20 protein-coding genes and 1 other RNA gene are annotated in these 23,732 nt (G+C 57.5%); 18 read left to right on the forward strand and 3 right to left on the reverse strand.

Going from position 1 to position 23,732, the window contains the following annotated elements; translation table 11 throughout:
* Window positions 1–87: 87 nt before the first annotated feature.
* Together CJF39_RS08640 and CJF39_RS08645 are read right to left on the reverse strand one after the other, a co-directional pair.
* Window positions 88–450, reverse strand: a complete 363-nt coding sequence (locus CJF39_RS08640) for a YraN family protein (RefSeq protein ID WP_094993045.1) — start codon at window positions 448–450, stop codon at window positions 88–90.
* Window positions 450–2,222 carry a penicillin-binding protein activator gene (locus CJF39_RS08645; RefSeq protein ID WP_094993046.1) on the reverse strand — a complete coding sequence of 591 codons (1,773 nt, stop codon included), beginning with the start codon at window positions 2,220–2,222 and terminating at the stop codon, window positions 450–452. The genes CJF39_RS08640 and CJF39_RS08645 overlap by 1 nt, the downstream gene beginning before the upstream one ends.
* A 236-nt stretch (window positions 2,223–2,458) precedes the next feature.
* On the opposite strand from CJF39_RS08645, the gene rsmI reads away from it, so the two are divergent.
* The 18 genes from rsmI (at window position 2,459) to lpxC (ending at window position 21,978) form a co-directional block, all read left to right on the forward strand.
* A complete protein-coding gene (gene rsmI / locus CJF39_RS08650) occupies window positions 2,459–3,313 on the forward strand; it encodes a 16S rRNA (cytidine(1402)-2'-O)-methyltransferase (RefSeq protein ID WP_094993047.1) in 855 nt (284 codons plus the stop codon).
* A gap of 140 nt (window positions 3,314–3,453) precedes the next feature.
* Window positions 3,454–3,807: RNase P RNA component class A (gene rnpB / locus CJF39_RS08655), an RNA gene on the forward strand.
* Window positions 3,808–4,162: 355 nt separating this feature from the next.
* Complete coding sequence (mraZ, locus tag CJF39_RS08660; RefSeq protein WP_047273774.1) at window positions 4,163–4,618, forward strand: division/cell wall cluster transcriptional repressor MraZ; 456 nt, start codon at window positions 4,163–4,165, stop codon at window positions 4,616–4,618.
* Window positions 4,615–5,562 carry a 16S rRNA (cytosine(1402)-N(4))-methyltransferase RsmH gene (gene rsmH, locus CJF39_RS08665; RefSeq protein WP_432760237.1) on the forward strand — a complete coding sequence of 316 codons (948 nt, stop codon included), beginning with the start codon at window positions 4,615–4,617 and terminating at the stop codon, window positions 5,560–5,562. The genes mraZ and rsmH overlap by 4 nt, the downstream gene beginning before the upstream one ends.
* Entirely contained in the window at window positions 5,559–5,852 is a 294-nt protein-coding gene (ftsL, locus tag CJF39_RS08670) for a cell division protein FtsL (protein ID WP_019823808.1), read from the forward strand. The genes rsmH and ftsL overlap by 4 nt, the downstream gene beginning before the upstream one ends.
* Window positions 5,849–7,591: a peptidoglycan D,D-transpeptidase FtsI family protein gene (locus CJF39_RS08675; protein ID WP_094993048.1), complete on the forward strand. Its 1,743-nt coding sequence runs from the start codon at window positions 5,849–5,851 to the stop codon at window positions 7,589–7,591. Before ftsL ends, CJF39_RS08675 begins: the two co-directional genes overlap by 4 nt.
* The gene (locus tag CJF39_RS08680; RefSeq protein ID WP_094993049.1) at window positions 7,591–9,054 is read left to right on the forward strand and encodes a UDP-N-acetylmuramoyl-L-alanyl-D-glutamate--2,6-diaminopimelate ligase; all 1,464 of its coding nucleotides are present in this window, start codon (window positions 7,591–7,593) and stop codon (window positions 9,052–9,054) included. The genes CJF39_RS08675 and CJF39_RS08680 overlap by 1 nt, the downstream gene beginning before the upstream one ends.
* Window positions 9,047–10,414, forward strand: a complete 1,368-nt coding sequence (locus CJF39_RS08685; RefSeq protein ID WP_094993050.1) for a UDP-N-acetylmuramoyl-tripeptide--D-alanyl-D-alanine ligase — start codon at window positions 9,047–9,049, stop codon at window positions 10,412–10,414. Before CJF39_RS08680 ends, CJF39_RS08685 begins: the two co-directional genes overlap by 8 nt.
* A complete protein-coding gene (mraY, locus tag CJF39_RS08690) occupies window positions 10,414–11,496 on the forward strand; it encodes a phospho-N-acetylmuramoyl-pentapeptide-transferase (protein ID WP_047273782.1) in 1,083 nt (360 codons plus the stop codon). Before CJF39_RS08685 ends, mraY begins: the two co-directional genes overlap by 1 nt.
* A 5-nt stretch (window positions 11,497–11,501) precedes the next feature.
* Window positions 11,502–12,848: a UDP-N-acetylmuramoyl-L-alanine--D-glutamate ligase gene (murD, locus tag CJF39_RS08695; protein ID WP_094993051.1), complete on the forward strand. Its 1,347-nt coding sequence runs from the start codon at window positions 11,502–11,504 to the stop codon at window positions 12,846–12,848.
* Entirely contained in the window at window positions 12,848–14,059 is a 1,212-nt protein-coding gene (gene ftsW / locus CJF39_RS08700; protein ID WP_169963345.1) for a putative lipid II flippase FtsW, read from the forward strand. Before murD ends, ftsW begins: the two co-directional genes overlap by 1 nt.
* Window positions 14,049–15,119 carry an undecaprenyldiphospho-muramoylpentapeptide beta-N-acetylglucosaminyltransferase gene (gene murG / locus CJF39_RS08705; RefSeq protein WP_094993053.1) on the forward strand — a complete coding sequence of 357 codons (1,071 nt, stop codon included), beginning with the start codon at window positions 14,049–14,051 and terminating at the stop codon, window positions 15,117–15,119. The genes ftsW and murG overlap by 11 nt, the downstream gene beginning before the upstream one ends.
* Window positions 15,112–16,572, forward strand: a complete 1,461-nt coding sequence (gene murC / locus CJF39_RS08710; protein ID WP_094993054.1) for a UDP-N-acetylmuramate--L-alanine ligase — start codon at window positions 15,112–15,114, stop codon at window positions 16,570–16,572. The genes murG and murC overlap by 8 nt, the downstream gene beginning before the upstream one ends.
* Window positions 16,569–17,525, forward strand: coding sequence for a D-alanine--D-alanine ligase (locus tag CJF39_RS08715; protein WP_094993055.1), 957 nt, complete (start codon window positions 16,569–16,571; stop codon window positions 17,523–17,525). The genes murC and CJF39_RS08715 overlap by 4 nt, the downstream gene beginning before the upstream one ends.
* Before the next feature lie 4 nt (window positions 17,526–17,529).
* Window positions 17,530–18,396 (forward strand): cell division protein FtsQ/DivIB, encoded by an 867-nt coding sequence (locus CJF39_RS08720; RefSeq protein WP_047278891.1) that lies wholly within the window; start codon window positions 17,530–17,532, stop codon window positions 18,394–18,396.
* Between the two features lie 15 nt (window positions 18,397–18,411).
* A complete protein-coding gene (gene ftsA, locus CJF39_RS08725) occupies window positions 18,412–19,671 on the forward strand; it encodes a cell division protein FtsA (RefSeq protein WP_094993056.1) in 1,260 nt (419 codons plus the stop codon).
* Window positions 19,672–19,736: 65 nt separating this feature from the next.
* Window positions 19,737–20,954: a cell division protein FtsZ gene (gene ftsZ / locus CJF39_RS08730; protein WP_094993057.1), complete on the forward strand. Its 1,218-nt coding sequence runs from the start codon at window positions 19,737–19,739 to the stop codon at window positions 20,952–20,954.
* A 112-nt stretch (window positions 20,955–21,066) separates the two neighbouring features.
* Window positions 21,067–21,978: a UDP-3-O-acyl-N-acetylglucosamine deacetylase gene (lpxC, locus tag CJF39_RS08735; protein ID WP_047273792.1), complete on the forward strand. Its 912-nt coding sequence runs from the start codon at window positions 21,067–21,069 to the stop codon at window positions 21,976–21,978.
* Window positions 21,979–22,202: 224 nt separating this feature from the next.
* On the opposite strand, the gene CJF39_RS08740 is transcribed toward lpxC, so the two are convergent.
* On the reverse strand, window positions 22,203–23,696 hold the full coding sequence (locus CJF39_RS08740; protein WP_094993108.1) for a GGDEF domain-containing protein: 1,494 nt from the start codon (window positions 23,694–23,696) through the stop codon (window positions 22,203–22,205).
* Between the last annotated feature and the right edge of the window lie 36 nt (window positions 23,697–23,732).

The following is a 23,732-nucleotide window of genomic DNA, read 5'->3' on the forward strand; positions in this document are numbered from 1 at the left end:
GAGTGACTTTCCGGTACAAAAATGTACAGCCTGCCAAGCAAAGCAAAATCGTTGAGTAAAGGGTGCGTGGTTCGGCCCGACAGCGCTTCAGCTGTCAAAGGCGTTCCGTAGCCAGTTCATGTCGGGTGTTGAGCTGTCGATGGCAATGACGTCAAACCTGCAAGGGTAATTGGCCCATCGGGCTTCTTGCTGCAAAAAAGTTTGAGCGGCCAGGATCAGCTTTTGTCGCTTGCGTGCATCAATGCTGGCCAGCGCTCCACCCCATTGCGCATGTTGCCGGTAACGAACTTCGACGAATACTACTGTATCGCCGTCGAGCATGACCAGATCCAGCTCCCCGCGCCTGCACAGCCAGTTTTGTGCCAGCAAGCGTAATCCGTGTTGCTCAAGGTGCCGCAATGCAAGGCGCTCGGCATTTTTGCCCGTTTGTTGGCGTGAGGGCTGGGGCATCAGTTACGAGTATCTGGCAGATTCTGAACTTGGCCATTGACGAATTCAGCCCAAGGCAGCTGGCGTTCAATTCGTTGGCTCTGGCTCATGCTCAAGCTACCTGAAAGGCCGTCAATACGGCTGTCCGGTAATGCTTTCAACTGACCCAGGCTGGGTGTCAGGCGATAGGCATCAACACCCATTGCATACAGGCGTCCCAGGCTACCGCCTGCTTGCGGCCACTGGGTGGCTACTTGCTGGCGCAAAGGATTGGAAGGGGTTAGCAGCCATGGTGTCTCGCAAAAGCGGATGCCGTTCATGTCGTTGTACTGGTTCTGATCGCCACTGGCGCTGAACACGTGGGACGTGGCGTATACAGGCAGGTCACCAGCATATTGGTAGTTGAGCGTGGGTTTGATCTGTTGTGCCTGTTGCGGCGTGGCGGCCAGAAAAATGAACTCCATGTCCTGACGTCGGGAAGGATCGCTCGAGTTGCCGCTTTTGCGCAGTTGCACTAGATCGGCCACTTGCTGGGCCAGCGCAACCGGCTTGTCGATGTGCTCGACGCCAACGATGGTGCCGCCATTGGCTTCCCATTCTTGACGGAAGGCCTTGAGTACGCGGTTGCCCCACTCACCTTGCGGAACCATGGCACCTGCGCGAGTCAGGCCGTCTGCCCGGGCGCGACGAGCAACCTCGCGGGCTTCATCTTCAGCGGCCAGTCCGAACTGGAACAGTTGGGGTGGTGTTTGAGAGGCTTCACTGTAGTTGAGTGCGAGGGTGGTAATGGGGAGTTGTGCGCGTGCACTCAGTTGTTTGACCAGCGGCTTCTCCAGTGGGCCAACGACCAGTTGGACGCCGTCAGCCTGGGCTTTGCTGTAGAAACTGTCGAGTGAGCCGATGCGCGAGCTGTCGTAGAACAGAATTTCAGGCGGGTTTTGACCTGCTTGCTGAGCTTGATAGTGGGCGGCCACGAAACCATCGCGCAATGCCTTGCTCACCGAAGCCAGTTGTCCATCCTGAGGCAGCAGCAGAGCGATTTTGGTCAATGGTTGGTTGGCCAGCTCTTTAAGCTTGACCAGCGGGGTCGGCAATTGGATCGCAGCAGGGTGAGCCGGATTTTGGGCGCGCCATTGATCGATTGCGTTTTGCTGATCTGCTAGCGTGCCTGCGCTTTTAACTGCCAGTGCAAGTGACATCCAGCCGCCCAACACGTCGTCGCTTCGGTTTTGCAACTGATCCACCGGCAGTGCTGCCACCAGCGACCAAATCGCATCGTTGTTGCTGTTGGCGGCATCACCGGTCAGTAGCGGGCTCATTGCCGCGCGTTCGCGAGCGGCTGCCAGTGTCTGGCCGTCTGCTTCCAGTGCGCGCGCGTAGACAGTGTGGCTACGTACCTGCAAATCGGCAGGCATTTCATTAAGTCGCGCTACGCTTGGATGGCTTAGGGCTGTCAACGCTTCTTTGGTTTGATTGCGGCTCATGGCCAGCTCGGCTGACAGCGTGCTGGCAAATACTTGCTGGGCAGGTTTTAGCTGATCCAGCGGCACCTGTGCAAGGATCTGCTTGGCTCGATCAAAGTTATGCTGTTTATACGCTAGGTCAGCGGCAGAAAGTCTCAGCAAGGCAGCCTGTTCCGGATTTTGGCTTTGCGCTGCCTGCTGGAGCAACTGCTCAAGGCTGGCATCCGGCGTCCGGGGAAGTTCGCCGAGGCTGGAGGAGGGCGAGCTGGCGCAAGCTGTCAACAGGGCAGCGAGGCAGAGGGCAGTGAACAGCCGCAGGCAAGCGATCATGTAGTGTTCCTGATACTCGATCAAATAAGGTGGCGAAGTGTACCCAAGCACTGGCCGGGGTGCGATGTTACAGACCATAAAGCCTAAATTTAGATGACTTCAGGCGTCTGTGGCGGACAATCTTTTCTGTATATGTCTTTTACGTCATGCCTCAGGGGTGCTGCGAGTAAGGCTCTACGCGCTACAATGGCGCCTTTAACTCTTTTGAGGTGTGCGTTTTGACTGCTCCAGGTGCTGTGAATTCCGTTGTTGGCTCACTTTATGTGGTGGCCACGCCCATCGGTAACCTGGACGATATCAGTGCGCGTGCGCTTAAAGTATTGCGTGATGTCTCGCTTATTGCTGCGGAGGACACGCGTCATTCGCTACGCCTGATGCAGCATTTCGGTATTTCCACGCCGTTGGGTGCGTGTCACGAACACAACGAGCGTGATGAAGGCAGTCGCTTCATTCAGCGGTTGTTGGCGGGCGAGGACGTCGCGTTGATCTCCGATGCCGGAACGCCGTTGATTTCTGACCCGGGCTATCACCTGGTTCGTCAAGCGCGAGCTGCTGGCATACCTGTCGTTCCCGTGCCGGGAGCCTGTGCTTTGATTGCGGCTTTATCGGCTGCCGGGCTGCCTTCTGATCGTTTTATCTTCGAAGGCTTCCTGCCTGCCAAGGCGGTTGGTCGTCGGACGCGGCTTGAGCTGCTGAAAGAAGAACCGCGTACTTTGATTTTTTATGAGGCGCCGCATCGCATTCTTGAGTGCCTGCAAGATATGGAGCTGGTGTTCGGTCCAGAGCGTCCGGCGTTGTTGGCCCGTGAGTTGACCAAGACTTTTGAGACACTCAAAGGCTTGCCATTGGCTGAGCTGCGAGAGTTCGTTGAAAGTGACAGCAATCAACAGCGCGGTGAGTGTGTCGTGCTGGTGGCCGGTTGGACTGCGCCAGAAAGCGAAGATGCAATCAGCAGTGAAGCCATGCGTATTCTCGATCTTTTACTCAAGGAAATGCCCCTTAAGCGTGCGGCGGCATTGGCAGCTGAAATTACCGGCGAGCGCAAGAACGTGCTTTATCAAGTGGCGCTTGAGAAGCAAAAAACCGATTGAATACCCCGCGTGTCTGGTAGCCCATAGCGGGTTTTTGCTGTTTTGCCGGTGCGTGCGTGGTTTTCGGATCGGCGGTTGAGGGTGTCATACGGCTATTAAAGCTTGTCCTATACGCTTTGTGCCGTTAATCTTCGCGGCGGAGAGTCGATTGGACAGTCGCTGCCCTCTATGAAAATTAGGGGGGGGAGGAAAGTCCGGGCTCCATAGGGCGAAGTGCCAGGTAATGCCTGGGAGGCGTGAGCCTACGGAAAGTGCCACAGAAAATAACCGCCTAAGCGCTTCGGCGCCGGTAAGGGTGAAAAGGTGCGGTAAGAGCGCACCGCACGTCTGGTAACAGTTCGTGGCTAGGTAAACCCCACTTGGAGCAAGACCAAATAGGGTTCCAAGGCGTGGCCCGCGCTGGAACCGGGTAGGTTGCTAAAGATGTCCAGTGATGGCCATCGTAGACGAATGACTGTTCACGACAGAACCCGGCTTACAGATCGACTCTCCACCTTTTTCTTCTGCTTGCCCTGCAGGCAGCTAGCAATAATCAAGACGCGCTCTACCCCCTCGCAACAAACACACGAAAATTTCACGAAGTAATGACAAAAAGTTCTTAGTCTTAACAAACTACTTTAAGTTTGAAGTCCAGGGCTTTGAGTTTATTGGCTATCAATCGTCAATTATTTCTTCGGCTTGCTTCTGTACGTCTAATTCCCCACCTAAATCTCAGTTCTGTAAGGGTTTTCCTTCGGGTCGCGCCTTGACGGTGTGGTGGGCGCATTCCTATAGTGTGCGCAAGTGGCGAAAAGTGGCATAAAGTGGGTTTTCTAGACGTAAAACGCTAATATTTGGAGAAACGCAGCCGTGTTTCGTGGAGCCAATGCAATCAGTCTCGATGCAAAGGGCCGTCTCGCAATGCCGAGCCGGTACCGTGACGAGTTGATTTCGCGGAGCTCCGGGCAGCTGATCGTGACCATTGATGCGGTAGATCCCTGCTTATGTGTGTACCCGCTTGATGAGTGGGAGTTGATCGAAACGAAGCTGAGGGCACTGCCTTCATTGCGTGAAGAGAACCGCCGGCTACAACGTTTGCTGATTGGTAATGCCGTCGACCTTGAGCTCGATGGCAGTGGTCGTTTTCTGGTGCCGCCGCGCTTGCGTGAATATGCCAAGTTGGAAAAGCGCGCGATGTTGGTGGGCCAGCTGAACAAGTTTCAACTGTGGGACGAGGATGCCTGGGAAGCTGTTTCTGCCGCTGACCTTGCAGCTATTCAACAACCGGGCGCGATGCCTGACGAACTGCGTGATTTAATTCTGTGACTATAGATAGCGGCTTCAACCACATCACCGTACTGCTCGACGAAGCCGTAGAGGCTCTCGCCGTACGTCCTGATGGATGCTATCTGGATGGCACCTTCGGTCGCGGCGGACATAGCCGTCTGATACTCCAGCATCTCGGTCCTCAGGGTCGCCTGCTCGGGTTTGATAAAGATCCACAAGCGATTGCCACAGGGCAAGCGCTGGCGGCCGAAGACGGCCGCTTTGTCATTGTGCAGCGCAGCTTTGCCGAAATGGGTGCTGAGGTTGCCGAGCGTGGGCTGGCCGGCAAAGTCAGCGGTGTCTTGCTGGACCTGGGCGTGTCATCGCCTCAGCTTGATGATCCGGAGCGTGGTTTCAGTTTCATGAACGACGGTCCGTTGGACATGCGCATGGACCCTTCCCAAGGTGTCAGCGCGGCTGAATTCGTCAACACTGCGTCCCGTGAAGAAATAGCCCGCGTCTTCAAAGAGTATGGTGAAGAGCGTCACGCATGGCGCATGGCAGGCGCAGTTGTGGATCGACGTGAAAGCAAGCCATTCGAGCGTACGGCTGACCTTGCAGAAGTCCTGAAGGTAGCCAACCCTGCGTGGGAAAAGGGCAAGAACCCGGCAACCCGTACGTTTCAGGGCTTGCGCATTCACGTCAATAACGAGTTGGGTGATCTGGAAGCGGGCCTTGAGGCGGCACTGGAGTCGCTGGAAATTGGCGGCCGTCTGGTCGTCATCAGTTTTCATTCCCTGGAAGACCGCATCGTCAAGCAGTTCATGCGCAAGCTGGTCAAGGGCGAGTCAGACAACCTTCCTCGCGACCTGCCTATTCAGCACGTTGCATTTGTTCCGAAAATCAAAATTCATGGCAAGGCACTGACTGCCTCCGATAAAGAGCTAAAAGCCAATCCGCGCTCGCGCAGCGCTGTCATGCGCGTTGCGGAGAAGCTTCGTTGAACAAGCTCTTTGCCAAGCCACTTCCCGGCGGAAGTTTCTTCATGCTGCTGCTGTTTATTGGCGTGCTGGTTTCGGCTGTCGGCGTTTCTTACAGCGCGCACTGGAATCGGCAATTGCTCAACACCCTGTATGGCGAATTGAGTGTGCGTGACAAAGCGCAGGCCGAATGGGGCCGTCTGATCCTTGAGCAAAGCACGTGGACGGCCCACAGCCGTATCGAAACCCTGGCCAGCGAACAACTGAAAATGCGCATTCCTGGCGCAGCAGAAGTTCGGATGGTGGCGCCATGATCAAACTCGAAGGCGCACTCTTCCCGTGGCGTTTTCGCTTGGTGCTGGCTTTGCTGGCACTGTTGGTAGGCGCGATCGCTTGCCAGATCATCTACCTGCAAGTGATCGACCACGACTTCCTTAAAGGTCAGGGCGACGCGCGCAGTGTTCGTCATATTCCGATACCTGCTCACCGTGGCCTGATTACCGATCGTAATGGCGAGCCGTTGGCGGTCAGTACGCCAGTGACCACGTTGTGGGCCAACGCCAAGGAAATGCAGGTTGCCAAAGATCGCTGGCCGGCTCTGGCCCATGCCCTGGGCCAGGATCCAAAGGTCCTGGCTGCGCGTCTTGAACAGCAAGCCAACAAAGAATTTATCTACCTGGTGCGGGGCCTGACCCCGGAGCAGGGGCAAGCCGTTCTCGACCTCAAGGTGCCAGGTGTTTATGGCATTGAAGAGTTCCGTCGCTTCTACCCGGCGGGAGAGGTGACTGCGCACATGGTCGGCTTTACGGATATCGACGACAAAGGCCGTGAAGGTGTCGAGTTGGCTTATGACGAGTGGCTGGCAGGTGTTGCGGGCAAGCGACAGGTCATCAAGGACCGACGTGGGCGACTGATCAAAGACGTGCAAGTGACCAAAAACGCCAAGGCAGGGAAGACCTTGGCGTTGTCGATTGACCTGCGCCTTCAATACCTGGCCAACCGTGAACTGCGCAACGCACTGGTCGAAAACGGTGCCAAGGCAGGCAGCCTGGTGATCATGGACGTCAAGACCGGCGAGATTCTGGCCATGGTCAATCAGCCTACGTACAACCCTAACAATCGTCGCAACCTGCAACCGGCGATGATGCGTAACCGCGCCATGATCGACGTGTTCGAGCCGGGTTCGACAGTGAAACCGATTTCGATGAGTGCTGCACTGGAAACCGGCCGCTGGAAGCCGACCGACAAGGTCGAGGTCTATCCCGGCACACTGCAGTTGGGCAAATACACCATTCGTGACGTATCACGTACCGAAGGCCCGATCCTCGACCTGACCGGCATTCTGATCAATTCCAGTAACGTGGGCATGAGTAAAGTCGCGTTCGATATCGGCGGAGAAGCTATTTTCCGTCAGATGGCGAAAATGGGGCTGGGGCAAGACACCGGGCTCGGCTTCCCCGGCGAGCGTGTCGGTAACCTGCCCAACTACCGCGAATGGCGCAAAGCTGAAACCGCTACTTTGTCGTATGGCTACGGGGTTTCGGTGACAGCCATCCAGCTGGTGCATGCGTTCTCGGCATTGGCCAACAACGGCAAACTCGCGCCGCTGACGCTGCTCAAAACTGACAAACCGGTACAGGCCACGCAGGTGATGCCCGAGCAAGTCGCAAAAACCGTGCAGGGCATGCTGCAAGAAGTGATCGAAAACCCGCGTGGTGTGTGGCGTGCCAAAGTGCCGGCTTACCATGTGGGCGGCAAATCAGGTACGGCGCGCAAAACGTCTTCTGGCGGCGTCAAAGGCTATGCCGTGAATTCCTATCGCTCACTGTTCGCAGGTTTCGGCCCGATGAACGACCCGCGTTACGCCATCGTGGTAGTGATCGACGAACCGAGCAAGGCAGGCTACTTCGGTGGTCTGGTATCGGCGCCGGTATTCAGCAAAGTCATGTCTGGCACCCTGCGCCTGATGAACGTCACGCCGGATAACCTGCCGACTGCGGCAGAGCAACAAGCAGCGGCGGCCGCTGCGGCAGCCAAAGGAGGGCGCGGCTAATGTCCTTGAGCCTGAACAAAATATTCCCCCACGCTGGTCACGATTTGCTGATCCGCGAGCTGACCCTTGATAGCCGGAACGTACGCGCAGGCGACCTGTTCCTTGCTGTGCCAGGCGGCAAGCTCGATGGCCGCGAACACATCGCGGATGCCTTAAGCCGAGGCGCAGCTGCTGTGGCGTATGAAGTGGATGGCGCTTCAGTGCTACCAATCACCTCGGTGCCGCTGATTCCGGTCAAAGGTCTTGCTGCACAATTGTCAGATATCGCCGGGCGCTTTTATGGCGAGCCAAGCCATCACCTCAACCTGGTGGGCGTCACCGGTACCAACGGTAAAACCAGCGTTACTCAATTGGTGGCGCAGGCGCTGGATTTGTTGGGCCAGCATTGCGGAATCGTCGGTACATTGGGCACTGGCTTTTATGGCGCGCTGCAAAGCGGACGGCACACAACGCCCGATCCGATTGCCGTGCAGGCCATGCTGGCTGATCTGAAAAAAGCCGGTGCAAAAGCGGTAGCGATGGAAGTCTCCTCCCATGGTTTGCATCAGGGGCGGGTCAGTGCATTGGCATTTGATGTGGCAGTCCTGACTAATCTGTCGCGCGATCATCTTGACTACCACGGCACCATGCAAGCGTATGCGCAGGCAAAAGCCCAGCTGTTTGCATGGCCGAACCTGCGGTGCCGGGTACTGAATCTGGATGATGCATTTGGTCGTGAACTCGCCGCTGAAAAGCATGATTCCCGACTGATTAGCTATAGCCTCGAAGACAGCAGTGCTTCTTTGTATTGCTACGACGCTACGTTTGACGATGACGGCGTGCGTGCCACGGTGAAAACCGCTCAAGGTGAGCATTTACTGCGCAGTACGCTGCTCGGTCGCTTCAACCTGAGCAACGTGCTGGCCGCTATCGGTGCTTTGATGGGCCTGGATTATCCGCTGGATGAAATTCTTAACGTGCTGCCAAAACTGGAAGGTCCGGTAGGCCGTATGCAGCGTTTGGGCGGTGGTTCCAAGCCATTGGTCGTGGTTGATTACGCACATACCCCTGACGCGCTGGAAAAAGTTCTGCTGGCCCTGCGTCCTCACGCAAAAGGGCAGTTGCAGTGCCTGTTTGGCTGCGGCGGTGATCGCGATCGCGGCAAGCGGCCGCTGATGGCTGAGGTGGTAGAGCGTTTGGCTGACACCGTTCTGGTCACCGACGATAACCCACGTACTGAAGACCCCGCGCAGATTTTCAATGACATCCGCGCCGGATTTGCCGATGAGGCCAACGTCACCTTCGTTGCCGGGCGTGCTGAAGCCATTGCGCAGATCATTGCTCAAGCCAGTGCTGATGACGTGATCGTGCTGGCGGGTAAAGGTCACGAGGACTATCAGGAAATCAATGGCGAACGTCATGATTTCTCCGATCTTGTAGAAGCCGAAAATGCCTTGCTCGCTTGGGAGGCCGCCCATGCTTAAGCCTCTATTGTTGAGCGAAGTCTGTGCGGCACTTAACGGTCGTCTGGTTGAGGCTGATGCGACCTTTAACGGTGTCAGCATTGACAGTCGTGCAATTACCAGAGGGCAGTTGTTTATTGCCTTAACGGGCCCACGTTTTGACGGGCATGACTACTTGAACGAAGTGGCGACCAAGGGCGCTGTAGCCGCACTGGTCGAGCGGGAAGTACCTGAGTCAGCCTTGCCCCAATTGATCGTTAGAGACACACGCGTCGCGTTGGGTCAATTGGGTGCGTTGAACCGTGCTGGCTACGACAAGCCGGTGGCAGCGATTACAGGTTCCAGCGGCAAAACCACGGTCAAGGAAATGCTCGCGTGCATCCTGCGCACGCGCGGGCCGGTGTTGGCAACCAAAGGTAATTTGAATAACGACCTCGGCGTTCCGCTTACCTTGATGGAGCTGGCGCCCGAGCACACAGCGGCAGTGATCGAACTGGGCGCATCGCGTCTGGGCGAAATCGCCTACACCGTCAGCTTGACCCGCCCCCACGTGGCCGTGCTTAACAATGCTGGCACAGCCCATGTCGGTGAATTTGGCGGCCCGGATAAAATTGTCGAAGCCAAAGGCGAAATCATCGAAGGGCTGGCGGCCGATGGCGTCGCGGTGCTCAATCTTGATGACAAGGCATTCGGCATCTGGAAGGCCCGTGCCGGTGAGCGCAAGGTTCTCACGTTCGCCTTGAGCAATGCTCAAGCGGATTTCCATGCCAGCCAATTGACCCGTGATGCGCGTGGTTGCCCAGGGTTTACTTTGCACAGCCCGGCGGGCGTGGAGCAGGTTCAGCTCAACCTGTTGGGCAGTCATAACGTAGCCAATGCCCTGGCCGCAGCGGCAGCCGCTTATGCGTTGGGCGTTTCACTGTTTGGCATCGTTTCCGGGTTAAACGCGGTGCAACCGGTCAAGGGGCGAGCAGTGGCTCAACTGACCCCTGCCGGACTACGAATTATTGATGACACTTACAACGCAAACCCCACCTCAATGTGCGCTGCCGTTGATATACTCGCCGCCTTTTCCGGCCGCACCGTTCTGGTGCTCGGAGATATTGGCGAGCTGGGTGAGTGGGCGGAGCAAGGACATCGTGAAGTAGGCGCTTATGCCGCCGACAAGGTTTCAGCGCTCTATGCGGTGGGGCCAATGATGGCTCATGCCGTCGCTGCATTTGGACACCAGGCTCGTCACTTCGCCAATCAGGCTGACCTGATCAAGGCGCTTCGCGCTGAGCACGAAACAAACACCACTATTTTGATCAAGGGCTCGCGTAGCGCTGCGATGGAAAACGTCGTTGCGGCGCTGTGCGGTTCCAGCGGGGAGAAACATTAATGCTGCTGCTGCTAGCGGAGTATCTGCAACAGTTCTACAAGGGCTTCGCGGTCTTCCAGTACTTGTCCCTGCGGGGAATTCTGGGCGTACTGACCGCGCTGTCTCTGTCACTGTGCCTTGGGCCGTGGATGATCCGCACCCTGCAAAACCGCCAAATCGGCCAATCTGTGCGTAACGACGGGCCGCAATCGCATTTGTCGAAATCCGGCACCCCGACCATGGGCGGTGCGTTGATTCTGTCCGCCATCACCATCAGCACCTTGCTGTGGGCAGACCTGAGCAACCGTTACGTGTGGGTCGTGATGTTGGTCACCCTGCTGTTCGGGGCCATTGGCTGGGTCGACGACTACCGCAAGGTGATCGAGAAAAACTCCCGCGGCCTTCCGAGCCGCTGGAAGTACTTCTGGCAATCGGTATTCGGTCTGGGTGCAGCGATCTTCCTGTATATGACGGCACCGAGCGCGGTCGAAACTACCCTGATCTTGCCGATCCTCAAAGATGCCAGCATTCCGCTGGGCATTGGCTTTGTGGTGCTGACGTATTTCGTGATCGTCGGCTCCAGCAACGCCGTCAACCTGACTGACGGCCTTGATGGCCTGGCAATCATGCCGACGGTGATGGTGGGCGGTGCACTGGGCATCTTCTGCTACCTGTCGGGTAACGTGAAATTTGCCGATTACCTGTTGATCCCTTATGTGCCGGGGGCCGGTGAACTGATCGTATTCTGCGGCGCATTGATCGGCGCCGGTCTTGGGTTTCTGTGGTTCAACACGTACCCGGCCCAAGTCTTCATGGGCGACGTCGGCGCACTGGCGCTGGGTGCCGCACTGGGGACCATCGCCGTGATTGTGCGTCAGGAAATCGTGCTCTTCATCATGGGCGGGGTGTTCGTGATGGAAACCCTGTCCGTGGTGATCCAGGTCGCGTCCTTCAAGTTGACCGGTAAACGTGTATTTCGCATGGCGCCGATTCACCACCACTTTGAACTCAAAGGCTGGCCTGAGCCGCGCGTGATCGTCCGTTTCTGGATCATCACCGTGATTCTTGTGTTGATCGGCCTTGCCACATTGAAGCTGAGGTAGAACCTGTGTCTCTGATCGCTTCTGACCACTTCCGCATTGTTGTCGGCCTCGGCAAGAGCGGCATGTCCCTGGTGCGCTTCCTGGCGCGTCAGGGCGTGTCATTTGCCGTTGCCGACACGCGGGAAAATCCACCGGAGCTGGCCACGTTGCGCCGTGACTACCCGCAAGTGGAAGTGCGTTGTGGCGAGTTGGATGTCGAGTTCCTGTGCCGGGCGGATGAGCTGTACGTCAGCCCCGGGCTGGCACTGGCCACCCCGGCATTGCAAGCAGCGGCTGCACGGGGCGTGAAGTTGTCGGGCGACATCGACCTGTTCGCGCGTAACGCAAAAGCGCCCATCGTTGCAATCAGTGGCTCCAACGCCAAGAGCACGGTAACCACGCTGGTTGGCGAAATGGCTGCAGCGGCAGGCAAGCGCGTGGCGGTCGGCGGCAACCTCGGCATGCCTGCACTCGACCTGCTCAGCGACGACGTTGAGTTGTACGTGATGGAACTGTCGAGCTTCCAGCTTGAAACGACCCATCAGTTGGGGGCTGAAGTGGCCACCGTGCTCAATGTCAGCGAAGACCATATGGACCGATACAGCGGCTTGCCCGCGTATCACTTGGCCAAGCACCGGATCTTCCGGGGTGCTCGCCAAGTGGTGGTCAATCGTCAGGATGCGCTGACCCGCCCGTTGATGAGTGACGGCCTGCCGTGCTGGACGTTCGGTCTGGGCGCGCCGGACTTCAAAGCGTTCGGTTTGCGTGAAGAAAACGGCGAAAAATACCTCGCGTTCGAATTTCAAAACCTCATGCCTGTGCGTGAACTGAAAGTGCGCGGTGCGCACAATCAGGCAAACGCGCTTGCTGCTTTGGCACTGGGCCACGCAGTGGGGCTGCCGTTCGACGCGATGCTGTCGAGCTTGCGTAATTTCACCGGCCTTGAGCATCGCTGCCAGTGGGTACGCGAGCTTGAGGGCGTGAGTTACTACAACGATTCCAAGGCTACCAATGTCGGCGCTGCGTTGGCCGCTATCGATGGTCTGGGCATGGACATGGACGGCAAGCTCGTTCTGATCGCCGGGGGCGACGGCAAAGGTGCCGACTTTAGCGGTTTGCGTGACTCCGTGACCAAATACTGCCGTGCCGTGGTCCTGATCGGGCGTGATGCCAGCCTGATAGCCGATGCGCTGGGCGATGCCATTCCCCAGGTGCGTGCCGCTTCGCTGGATGAGGCGATCGCCCAATCCCGCGCCCTGGCCCAATCCGGTGATGCTGTTTTGTTATCGCCAGCCTGCGCCAGTTTCGACATGTTCAAGAACTACGAAGAGCGCGGGCAGTTGTTCGCCCGCGCAGTGGGGGCCCTGGCATGATCTTCGGCGTCCTCAAACCCTATCCTTCACCGCTGATCACGGGCCGTGGCATTGACCTCGACTTCCCGCTGCTTGCCGGTTGCCTGGCATTGCTGGGCCTGGGTCTGGTCATGATCACCTCGGCATCGTCCGAAGTGGCAGCGTTGCAATCGGGCAACACGCTCTACCACATGATTCGCCACCTGTTTTACATCGTACTCGGGCTCGGCGCCTGCATCTTGACCATGATGGTCCCGATTGCGACATGGCAGCGTTGGGGCTGGATGTTGTTGGTTGGTGCGTTTGGCCTACTGGTCATGGTGCTGGTGCCCGGAATTGGCCGTGAGGTCAACGGCTCCATGCGCTGGATCGGGTTCAGTTTTTTCAACGTTCAGCCTTCTGAAATTGCCAAGGTTTTCGTTGTGATTTATCTGGCCGGTTACCTGGTACGCCGACAGAAAGAAGTCCGCGAAAGCTGGATGGGCTTTTTCAAACCGTTCATCGTGCTGCTGCCTATGGCTGGCCTGTTGCTGATGGAACCCGACTTCGGTGCCACCGTCGTGATGATGGGGGCAGCTGCCGCCATGCTGTTTTTGGGTGGCGTTGGTCTTTTCCGCTTTGCCCTGATGGTGGCACTCGCGGTGGGGGCGGTGTTCGTGCTGGTTCAGGCGCAACCCTACCGGATGGCACGTTTGATCACCTTTACCGACCCCTGGTCTGACCAGTTTGGCTCGGGCTACCAGCTGACACAGGCGCTGATTGCGTTTGGTCGTGGCGAATGGTTCGGCGTCGGTCTGGGCAACAGCGTGCAGAAGCAGTTTTACCTGCCCGAAGCCCATACGGACTTCGTGTTCTCGGTACTGGCCGAAGAGCTGGGCGTGGTCGGTTCGCTCCTCACTGTGGCCTTGTTCGTGTTTGTCTGCGTGCGCGGGATGTACATCGGGATGTGGGCCGAGCGCGCCAAGCAATATTTCGCTGCTTATATGGCGTACGGTTTGTCCTTCCTGTGGATCGGACAATTCCTGATCAACATCGGGGTGAACGTTGGTTTGCTGCCAACCAAAGGGTTGACGCTACCGTTCCTCAGTTATGGCGGCAGTTCATTGGTGATTTGCTGCGTGTGCATGGGATTGTTGCTGCGTATTGAGTGGGAAAGTCGTACCCACTTGGGCAGCGAAGACACCGAGTTTAAAGAAAGCGACTTCGCAGAGGAGCCGAACCATGGGCGCTAATGTGCTGATCATGGCGGGCGGCACCGGCGGACACGTGTTCCCGGCTTTGGCCTGTGCGCGCGAATTTGAAGCCCGTGGTTACACCGTGCACTGGCTCGGTACACCGCGCGGTATCGAAAACGAACTGGTAGAACCCGCCGGTTTCACCTTGCACCGGATCAACGTCACCGGCCTGCGGGGCAAGAGCAAGCTGTCGTTGCTCAAAGCGCCATTTGTGTTGCTCAAGGCATTGATGCAAGCGCGCGCCATCATTCGCCAGCTAAAGCCGGTGTGCGTGCTGGGGTTTGGCGGGTATGTGACCGGCCCCGGCGGCCTGGCAGCCAAAACGTGTGGCGTTCCTGTGATCATCCACGAACAAAACGCTGTGGCCGGCACCGCTAACCGCCTGCTGTTACCGATGACGCAGCGCGTGCTCGAAGCCTTCCCGGAAACCTTTGAGCCTTCAGACAAACGCCGCACCACCGGCAACCCGGTGCGTACTGAACTGTTTTCACTGGCCCCGCGCGCGTCACTGCACGGGCGCAAGGCGCGTTTGCTGGTCTTGGGTGGCAGCTTGGGGGCTGAGCCGCTGAACAAATTGCTGCCTGAAGCGCTGGCTCTCGTACCGGCCGAGGTGCGCCCTGAGGTGTTCCATCAGGCCGGTAAACAACACGACCAACTGACCGCCGAGCGTTACCACGTGGTCGGCGTGGAGGCTCAAGTTCAGCCTTTTATTAAAGACATGGCCCACGCTTATGGCTGGGCCGACCTGGTGGTTTGTCGCGCAGGCGCGTTGACCGTCAGTGAACTGGCTGCGGCCGGTCTGCCCTCGCTGCTGGTGCCCTTGCCCCACGCGATCGACGACCACCAGAGCCGTAATGCCGACTTTTTGGCTCGGGAAGGCGCGGCTTTCCTGATGCCACAAGCGACGACTGGCGCAGCCGATCTGGCTGCACGCCTGACAGAGGTTTTGATGCAACCGGAACGACTGAACAGCATGGCGACCAATGCTCGCCGCTTGGCCAAACCTGATGCGACCCGCAATGTTGTCGATATCTGCCTGGAGGTGGCCCATGGTTGAGAATCAAAAAGCCATGCCGCAACCGGAAATGCGCCGTATCCGGCGTATCCACTTTGTCGGTATCGGCGGCGTGGGCATGTGCGGTATCGCTGAAGTGTTGCTGAACCTGGGCTATCAGGTGTCAGGCTCCGACCTGAATGCATCGCCTGTGACCGAACGCCTTGAATCTTTCGGCGCACACATTTTTATCGGCCACCGTGCTGAAAACGCGGCCAACGCCGATGTACTGGTGGTGTCGAGTGCCGTCAATACGTCAAACCCGGAAGTGGCGAACGCGCTTGAGCGTCGTATTCCGGTCGTGCCGCGTGCCGAGATGCTGGCTGAACTGATGCGTTACCGTCACGGCATTGCCGTTGCCGGTACGCACGGCAAAACTACCACCACCAGCCTGTTGGCCTCTGTGTTTGCCGCCGGTGGGCTGGACCCGACATTTGTGATCGGTGGTCGGCTGAATGCAGCTGGCACCAATGCACAATTGGGCACCAGCCGCTACCTGATTGCTGAAGCGGACGAAAGCGATGCCAGCTTCCTGCATTTGCAGCCGCTGGTCGCTGTGGTCACCAACATTGATGCTGACCACATGGCGACCTACGAGGGTGACTTCAACAAGCTGAAGAAAACTTTCGTCGAATTCCTCCACAACCTGCCGTTTTATGGCTTGGCGGTGCTGTGTCTGGACGACCCGGTCGTGCGTGAAATCCTGCCGCTGGTCAAGCGTCCGACCGTGACTTATGGCTTCAGCGAAACCGCTGACGTGCGTGCAATCAATGTGCGCCAGCAGGGCATGCAGACGTTCTTCACCGTACTGCGCCCGGACCGTGAGCCATTGGATGTCTCGGTCAACATGCCGGGCAACCATAACGTGCTGAATGCGCTGGCAACCATCTGCATTGCCTGCGATGAAGGCATCAGCGATGACGCCATTGTTCAGGGACTGTCGGGCTTCCAGGGTGTGGGCCGCCGTTTTCAAGTCTATGGCGAGCTGCCCGTTGAAGGCGGCAGCGTAATGCTGGTCGACGACTATGGCCACCATCCGACTGAAGTTGCCGCCGTGATCAAAGCCGTTCGTGGCGGCTGGCCTGAGCGTCGTCTGGTGATGGTTTACCAGCCACACCGTTTCAGCCGCACCCGTGACCTGTACGACGATTTCGTGCAAGTGCTGGCCGATGCCAACGTGCTGTTGCTGATGGAAGTCTATCCGGCGGGCGAAGAACCGATCCCGGGTGCTGACAGCCGTCAGTTGTGCCACAGCATCCGTCAACGCGGTCAGTTGGACCCGATCTACATTGAGCGCGGCGTTGAGCTGGCGCCGATCGTCAAGCCGCTGTTGCGCGCGGGCGACATTCTGTTGTGCCAGGGCGCGGGCGATATCGGGCGTCTGGCACCGCAACTAATTAAAAGTCCGTTGTTTGCCGGTGCCACCGTGGCAGCCAGCGAAGGGAAGTTGAAATGACTGCAGCCTACGCCAACCTGTTTTCGACCATTGCACCCGCAGACTTCGGCCGCGTAGCGGTGCTGTTCGGCGGCAAAAGCGCTGAGCGTGAAGTTTCGCTCAAGTCAGGCAATGCCGTATTGAGCGCGCTGCAAAGCGCCGGAGTGGATGCGTTCGGCATTGACGTGGGTGATGATTTCATCAGCCGTATCACTCAAGAAAAAATCGACCGTGCGTTCATCATTTTGCACGGCCGTGGCGGCGAAGACGGCAGCATGCAGGGCCTGCTGGAATGCCTGGGCATTCCTTACACCGGCAGCGGTATCCTGGCGTCTGCCTTGGCGATGGACAAGTTGCGCACCAAACAGGTGTGGCACAGCCTCGGTATTCCGACCCCGCGTCATGCCGTATTAAGCACCGAAGCCGATTGTATTTCTGCAGCGAAGGAACTGAGCTTCCCTTTGATCGTCAAACCGGCCCATGAAGGTTCAAGTATCGGTATGGCCAAAGTGAACAGCGTTGAGGAATTGATCAGCGCCTGGGCCGACGCCAGTAAGTACGATTCGCAAGTGTTGGTTGAACAATGGATCTCGGGTCCCGAGTTCACCATCGCCACCCTGCGTGACCAAGTGTTGCCTCCGATTGCCTTGGGCACTCCGCATACGTTCTACGACTACGACGCCAAATACGTGGCCAACGATACCCAGTATCGCGTGCCATGCGGTCTCGACAGTGCCAAGGAGCAAGAGCTCATGGACCTCACGGCAAAAGCCTGTGAGGCGATCGGTATTGCCGGTTGGGGACGCCTGGACGTGATGCAGGACACCGACGGTCAATTCTGGCTGCTGGAAGTCAACACCGCGCCGGGCATGACCGATCACAGCTTGGTGCCGATGGCGGCCAAGGCTGCCGGTCTCGATTTTCAACAGTTGGTGCTGTCGATTCTGGCAGCCAGTGTAGAGCCGCGAGGTTAAGTCCATGCAAGGCGCCCAGCATCGCCAGCCCCCCCTCGCTCCCGGCCGCAAGCCGGTGCCGCGTGGCGCGAGCCGAATGGTGGCGAAAGAGCCGATGTCGGCGCGCCTGCCAAAAGCCAATTTCGGCTTTTTGAAGGCGCTGTTCTGGCCGGTGTTGCTGGTGGCGTTGGGTTTCGGTACTTACGAAGGCGCACAACGGCTCATGCCGTACGCGGACCGGCCGATTACTAACGTCAACGTGCAGGGCGACCTGACCTACATCAGCCAGCAGGCCGTGCAACAGCGCATCGCACCTTACATTGCGGCGAGCTTTTTCACGGTCGACCTTGAAGCCATGCGCACCGAGCTGGAACAGATGCCGTGGATTGCCCATGCCGAAGTGCGACGGGTCTGGCCGGATCAAGTGGTGATCCGTCTTGAAGAGCAATTGCCGGTGGCGCGGTGGGGCGATGAAGCTCTGCTGAACAACCAGGGGCAGGCCTTCACCCCGCGTGAGTTGGCCAATTACGAACATTTGCCGCAGCTGTTCGGCCCTCAGCGGGCTCAGCAGCAAGTGATGCAGCAGTATCAGGTGTTGAGCCAGATGCTGCGTCCGATGGGCTTCTCCATAGCCCGGCTGGAACTGCGTGAACGCGGTAGCTGGTTCCTGACAACAGGGGCCGGCAGTGCAGGGCCAGGGATCGAGCTGCTGTTGGGGCGCGATCACTTGGTAGAGAAAATGCGTCGCTTCATAGCCATCTATGAAAAAACGCTGAAAGAACAGATTACGAACATAGCGCGCATTGATTTGCGTTATGCCAACGGATTGGCCGTCGGCTGGCGGGAACCTGTGGCACCCACGATAGCCCAACCCGCTGTCGCGAAGAATTAAGAAGAGGCAGGACCCATGGCAAATGTGCAAAGCGGCAAAATGATCGTCGGCCTGGATATCGGCACCTCCAAGGTGGTTGCTCTGGTAGGCGAAGTCGCGGCCGACGGCCAACTCGAAATCGTTGGTATCGGCACCCATCCATCCCGTGGCCTGAAGAAGGGCGTGGTGGTGAATATCGAATCCACCGTGCAGTCGATCCAGCGCGCAGTGGAAGAAGCGCAGTTGATGGCGGGCTGCCGTATCCACTCGGCGTTCGTCGGCGTGGCGGGCAATCACATTCGCAGCCTGAACTCCCACGGCATCGTGGCAATCCGGGACCGTGAAGTCAGTTCGGCCGACCTTGAGCGCGTGCTTGATGCTGCCCAGGCAGTGGCTATTCCGGCAGACCAGCGCGTACTGCACACCTTGCCGCAGGACTACGTGATCGATAACCAGGAAGGCGTTCGTGAGCCACTGGGCATGTCGGGCGTGCGTCTGGAAGCCAAGGTCCACGTGGTGACATGCGCCGTGAATGCGGCGCAAAACATCGAGAAGTGTGTACGTCGTTGTGGCCTCGAGGTGGACGACATCATCCTTGAGCAATTGGCGTCGGCTTACTCAGTACTGACCGATGACGAAAAAGAGCTGGGCGTGTGCCTGGTCGATATCGGCGGCGGCACCACGGACATCGCGATCTTCACCGAAGGGGCGATCCGTCATACCGCGGTGATCCCTATTGCTGGCGATCAAGTGACCAACGACATCGCGATGGCGTTGCGCACACCGACCCAGTACGCCGAAGAAATCAAGATCCGCTACGCCTGCGCGCTGGCCAAGCTGGCAGGCGCCGGTGAAACCATCAAAGTGCCAAGCGTGGGTGATCGTCCACCGCGCGAGCTGTCGCGCCAGGCCCTGGCCGAAGTGGTCGAGCCCCGTTACGAAGAGCTGTTCAGCCTGATTCAGGCCGAACTGCGCCGCAGCGGTTACGAAGATTTGATCCCGGCGGGCATCGTCCTGACAGGAGGCACTTCGAAGATGGAAGGCGCGGTCGAGCTGGCCGAAGAAATCTTCCACATGCCTGTGCGTCTGGGCGTGCCACACAGTTTCAAAGGGTTGGCCGATGTTGTGCGTAACCCGATTTACTCCACGGCTGTGGGCTTGCTGCAATACGGGCTGCAAAAACAGTCCGATGGCATTTCTCTGTCGGGATTAGGCAGCCGCGACAGTTACAGCAGTGAAGAACAGAAAGCCCCTGTCCTTGAGCGCCTTAAGCGTTGGGTGCAGGGCAATTTCTAAGCAACAAACGATTTACCAGCAGTAGAAGTAGGCGAAAAAAACTAGAGAAGGTAAGGAGAGGGAAAATGTTCGAACTCGTAGACAACATCCCGCAAAGCCCGGTAATCAAGGTTATCGGTGTTGGTGGTGGCGGTGGCAATGCTGTTAACCATATGGTTAAGAGCAACATCGAAGGCGTTGAATTCATCTGCGCCAACACGGACGCCCAAGCGCTGAAAAGCATTGGCGCCCGTACCATCCTGCAATTGGGCACAGGCGTAACCAAAGGCCTGGGTGCCGGTGCGAACCCTGAAGTTGGCCGTCAGGCTGCTCTTGAGGACCGCGAGCGCATCGCTGAAGTGCTGCAGGGCACCAACATGGTGTTCATCACCACGGGCATGGGCGGCGGTACCGGTACCGGTGCTGCACCGATCATTGCCGAAGTAGCCAAGGAAATGGGGATTCTCACCGTTGCGGTGGTGACCCGTCCATTCCCGTTCGAAGGCCGCAAGCGCATGCAGATCGCTGACGAAGGTATTCGTCTGCTGTCCGAAAGCGTTGACTCGTTGATCACGATTCCGAACGAAAAACTGCTCACCATCCTCGGTAAGGACGCCAGCCTGCTGTCGGCTTTCGCCAAGGCCGATGACGTACTGGCGGGTGCCGTTCGCGGTATCTCCGACATCATCAAGCGTCCGGGCATGATCAACGTCGACTTTGCCGACGTGCGCACTGTGATGAGCGAAATGGGCATGGCAATGATGGGCACTGGCTGCGCCAGCGGTCCTAACCGTGCACGCGAAGCGACCGAAGCGGCCATCCGTAACCCGTTGCTCGAAGACGTGAACCTGGAAGGCGCTCGTGGCATTCTGGTGAACATCACTGCCGGTCCAGACCTGTCGCTGGGTGAATACTCTGACGTGGGTAGCATCATCGAAGCGTTCGCTTCCGAGCACGCGATGGTCAAGGTCGGTACCGTAATTGATCCTGACATGCGCGACGAACTGCACGTGACCGTTGTTGCGACCGGTCTGGGTGCGAAAATCGAGAAGCCGGTCAAGGTGATCGACAACACGGTTCAAGCGTCGTACGCCGCTTCTTCGGCTCAAGCCGCTGCTGCACGTCAGGACGTTCGTCAAGAAACCCGCCAGGAGCTGCCAACGGTTAACTACCGTGACCTGGACCGTCCGACCGTGATGCGTAATCAGGCCCAGCAAGGCGCGACAACCGCTGCCAAGCTCAATCCTCAAGACGATCTGGATTACCTGGACATCCCGGCTTTCCTGCGTCGACAGGCTGATTAATGAAATCAATCAGGGGGATTAAGGTGATTGGTGTTCAGCAAAGGCTCGGTCTGCTATTATCGCCAGCCTTTGTTGATACCAGTTCGCAATTTGCGCTGAAGCGGCCAATGCCATGATTAAACAACGCACCCTGAAAAATATTATCCGTGCCACAGGTGTCGGCCTGCACTCCGGTGAGAAGGTCTACCTGACCCTCAAGCCTGCGCCTGTGGACACCGGCATCGTGTTTTGTCGTGCAGACCTTGACCCTGTGGTGCAGATTCCTGCTCGCGCGGAAAACGTCGGCGAGACAACCATGTCGACCACGTTGGTCAACGGCGATACCAAAGTAGACACGGTAGAGCACTTGCTCTCGGCCATGGCTGGCCTGGGGATCGATAACGCCTACGTCGAACTCTCCGCGTCTGAAGTCCCTATCATGGACGGTAGCGCCGGACCTTTCGTATTTTTGATTCAATCTGCCGGCCTGGAAGAACAGGACGCGCCGAAGAAATTCATCCGTATCCTGCGTGAAGTGACAGTGGAAGATGGCGACAAGCGCGCCACTTTCGTCCCTTTCGAAGGCTTCAAGGTGACTTTCGAGATCGATTTCGATCACCCGGTTTTCCGTAATCGCACACAAAGTGCAAGCGTGGATTTCTCAAGCACTTCGTTTGTTAAAGAAGTCAGCCGCGCCCGTACCTTTGGCTTCATGAGTGACATTGAGTACCTGCGCAAGCACAACCTCGCACTCGGTGGCAGCGTGGAAAACGCAATCGTTGTCGACGCGGACGGTGTACTGAACGAAGACGGTCTTCGCTATGAAGACGAGTTCGTGAAGCACAAGATCCTCGACGCCATTGGCGACCTCTACCTGTTGGGCAATAGCCTGATTGGCGAGTTCAAGGGCTTCAAGTCTGGCCATGCACTGAACAACCAGCTGCTTCGCAAGCTGATTGAGCAGAAAGATGCATGGGAAGTCGTGACCTTTGAAGATGCCAGCACAGCACCGATTTCGTATATGCGTCCGGTTGCGGCAGTTTAAGTAAAACTTCTTTCTCTAGTTTTTGAAGGCCACCCTCGGGTGGCCTTTTTTATGCGCCTGAACCGGGTGCACAGACCGAATGGCCGGAAGGTGTTGCCAGTGACGCCATGTGTTCAACTGGGGTTGCGGGCTTTCGGTATTTACGCGCATAGGTGCGGCTTAGAGGCCTTCAATACCTTTTAAAGGAATACGTGACCGCATGCCCAGCGTGCGGCGTGGTGGATTCAAGAGCCGCCAGCGGTATGGCCACTGACCACACAGTTACGACCATTTTTCTTGGCTTGATACAGCGCCTGATCGGCACAGCGTAGAAATTGGGCCTGAGAGTCATCGGGGGTTACCCATTGTGTACAGGTGCCGAGGCTGGCCGTGAGCCGCATACCATCGGGGGTGATGGAGGGCAGTTGTTCGATGGTGCGACGGATGTGTTCAGCCAGTTGCACGGCGCCCTCCGGGTGAGTGTCAGCCAGCACCATGGCAAATTCTTCGCCTCCATAGCGTGCCACCAGATCGGTGGAGCGGCGCACGAACGTCTTGAGTGTCTTGCCGACCAACCGCAATGCTTCATCACCGCACTGATGGCCGTACGTGTCATTGAAAGATTTGAAATGATCGACGTCGATCATAATTAATGACAGCGGATTGCCGGTACGTTGCGCCCGTTTCCATTCGCTATTGAGTGTTTCGTCCAGCTTGCGGCGGTTGGCCAGCTCAGTGAGCGGGTCAGTTCGGATCAGCGCCTCCAATTCCTGTTCAACGTTGCGCCGCAGACGCAGCTCGCGCCCCAGCAGCAAGGTCAGGACCAACAACGTGATGCCCAGCCCCAGCGTGCCGCCACCGACCAGAATGGCGTTGCGCCGCCAACTGCCAAATACATCTTCAGTGGCCAGCGAAACCACTACCACCAACGGCAGTTGCCCGACTTCCGAGAAACTGTAGAGCTTTTCTTGCCCGTGCTTGCCAGAAACCGCGATAAAGCTACCTTTATGTTCCCTCAACAAACGGCTGAAAATCGGATCCTGGCTGAGGTCAACGTGGGTGCGTTCACGGCGGGGTTGCTGAGTGAGCAGCGTGCCATCGGTATTGATCAGGCTGATGGTGCTGTGGTCACCCAAGTCCAGTTTTTGAAACAGTGACTGGAAATAGTCCACTTTCATTTGTGCGATCGCCACCCCCTGGAAGGTGCCATCGGCAGCAGAAATACGTCGGCTGAAGCTGACGCAGCAAAACCCCTTATTTTCGTTAGAAGGGAAGGGATCGGAGATCAACAGAGCTGCACTCTTTGAGTCGCGATGCTCTATGAAGCTTTTCCAGTGGCTGAGGTTTTTGCCGGGCGCGTAATCTGTCCGGGAGCTGGCAACCAGATCGCCCTGAGCGTTTAGCAGGAAAAATCCGTCGTTATCCGGGGTGTCCTCAGCTTTATCGAACAGCAACATTTGCTTCAGAGGCTGGGGAAGGTTGTTCAAGTCACGGCGCTTAGACACGCGAATCAATGCGCTCAATGCCGAGTCATACTGATCCACCGTGTTTTGAACGTCGCGGTCAATCAGGCGCACGATATTAAGCGAGGTGCGGATGGCCGACAGTTCGATGCTGCGATGTTCACGTATTAACAAAATCGCATTGATGCTCAAAATGGCGAGGACGCACACCGTCATGGCAATCGATAACCAGCGGTGGGTGATCAGACGCTCAGGCGGTAAACAGGTTGTTGCCATGCTTCTGTCACCCTCGATACCGCCTGTGAGTGGGCG

The sequence above is a fragment of the Pseudomonas lundensis genome, assembly GCF_002269125.1.
GTDB classification, from domain to species: domain Bacteria; phylum Pseudomonadota; class Gammaproteobacteria; order Pseudomonadales; family Pseudomonadaceae; genus Aquipseudomonas; species Aquipseudomonas lundensis_A.

What these genes read in the sequence shown, in the direction of transcription:
- CJF39_RS08680 (WP_094993049.1), top strand. Translation starts at nt 7,591, where the DNA reads ATGTCCTTGAGCCTGAACAAAATATTCCCCCACGCTGGTCACGATTTG.
- CJF39_RS08740 (WP_094993108.1), bottom strand. Translation starts at nt 23,696, where the DNA reads ATGGCAACAACCTGTTTACCGCCTGAGCGTCTGATCACCCACCGCTGG.
- ftsA (WP_094993056.1), top strand. Translation starts at nt 18,412, where the DNA reads ATGGCAAATGTGCAAAGCGGCAAAATGATCGTCGGCCTGGATATCGGC.
- mraY (WP_047273782.1), top strand. Translation starts at nt 10,414, where the DNA reads ATGCTGCTGCTGCTAGCGGAGTATCTGCAACAGTTCTACAAGGGCTTC.
- CJF39_RS08675 (WP_094993048.1), top strand. Translation starts at nt 5,849, where the DNA reads ATGATCAAACTCGAAGGCGCACTCTTCCCGTGGCGTTTTCGCTTGGTG.
- CJF39_RS08685 (WP_094993050.1), top strand. Translation starts at nt 9,047, where the DNA reads ATGCTTAAGCCTCTATTGTTGAGCGAAGTCTGTGCGGCACTTAACGGT.
- lpxC (WP_047273792.1), top strand. Translation starts at nt 21,067, where the DNA reads ATGATTAAACAACGCACCCTGAAAAATATTATCCGTGCCACAGGTGTC.
- CJF39_RS08640 (WP_094993045.1), bottom strand. Translation starts at nt 450, where the DNA reads ATGCCCCAGCCCTCACGCCAACAAACGGGCAAAAATGCCGAGCGCCTT.
- ftsZ (WP_094993057.1), top strand. Translation starts at nt 19,737, where the DNA reads ATGTTCGAACTCGTAGACAACATCCCGCAAAGCCCGGTAATCAAGGTT.
- CJF39_RS08645 (WP_094993046.1), bottom strand. Translation starts at nt 2,222, where the DNA reads ATGATCGCTTGCCTGCGGCTGTTCACTGCCCTCTGCCTCGCTGCCCTG.
- murC (WP_094993054.1), top strand. Translation starts at nt 15,112, where the DNA reads ATGGTTGAGAATCAAAAAGCCATGCCGCAACCGGAAATGCGCCGTATC.
- CJF39_RS08720 (WP_047278891.1), top strand. Translation starts at nt 17,530, where the DNA reads ATGCAAGGCGCCCAGCATCGCCAGCCCCCCCTCGCTCCCGGCCGCAAG.
- murG (WP_094993053.1), top strand. Translation starts at nt 14,049, where the DNA reads ATGGGCGCTAATGTGCTGATCATGGCGGGCGGCACCGGCGGACACGTG.
- CJF39_RS08715 (WP_094993055.1), top strand. Translation starts at nt 16,569, where the DNA reads ATGACTGCAGCCTACGCCAACCTGTTTTCGACCATTGCACCCGCAGAC.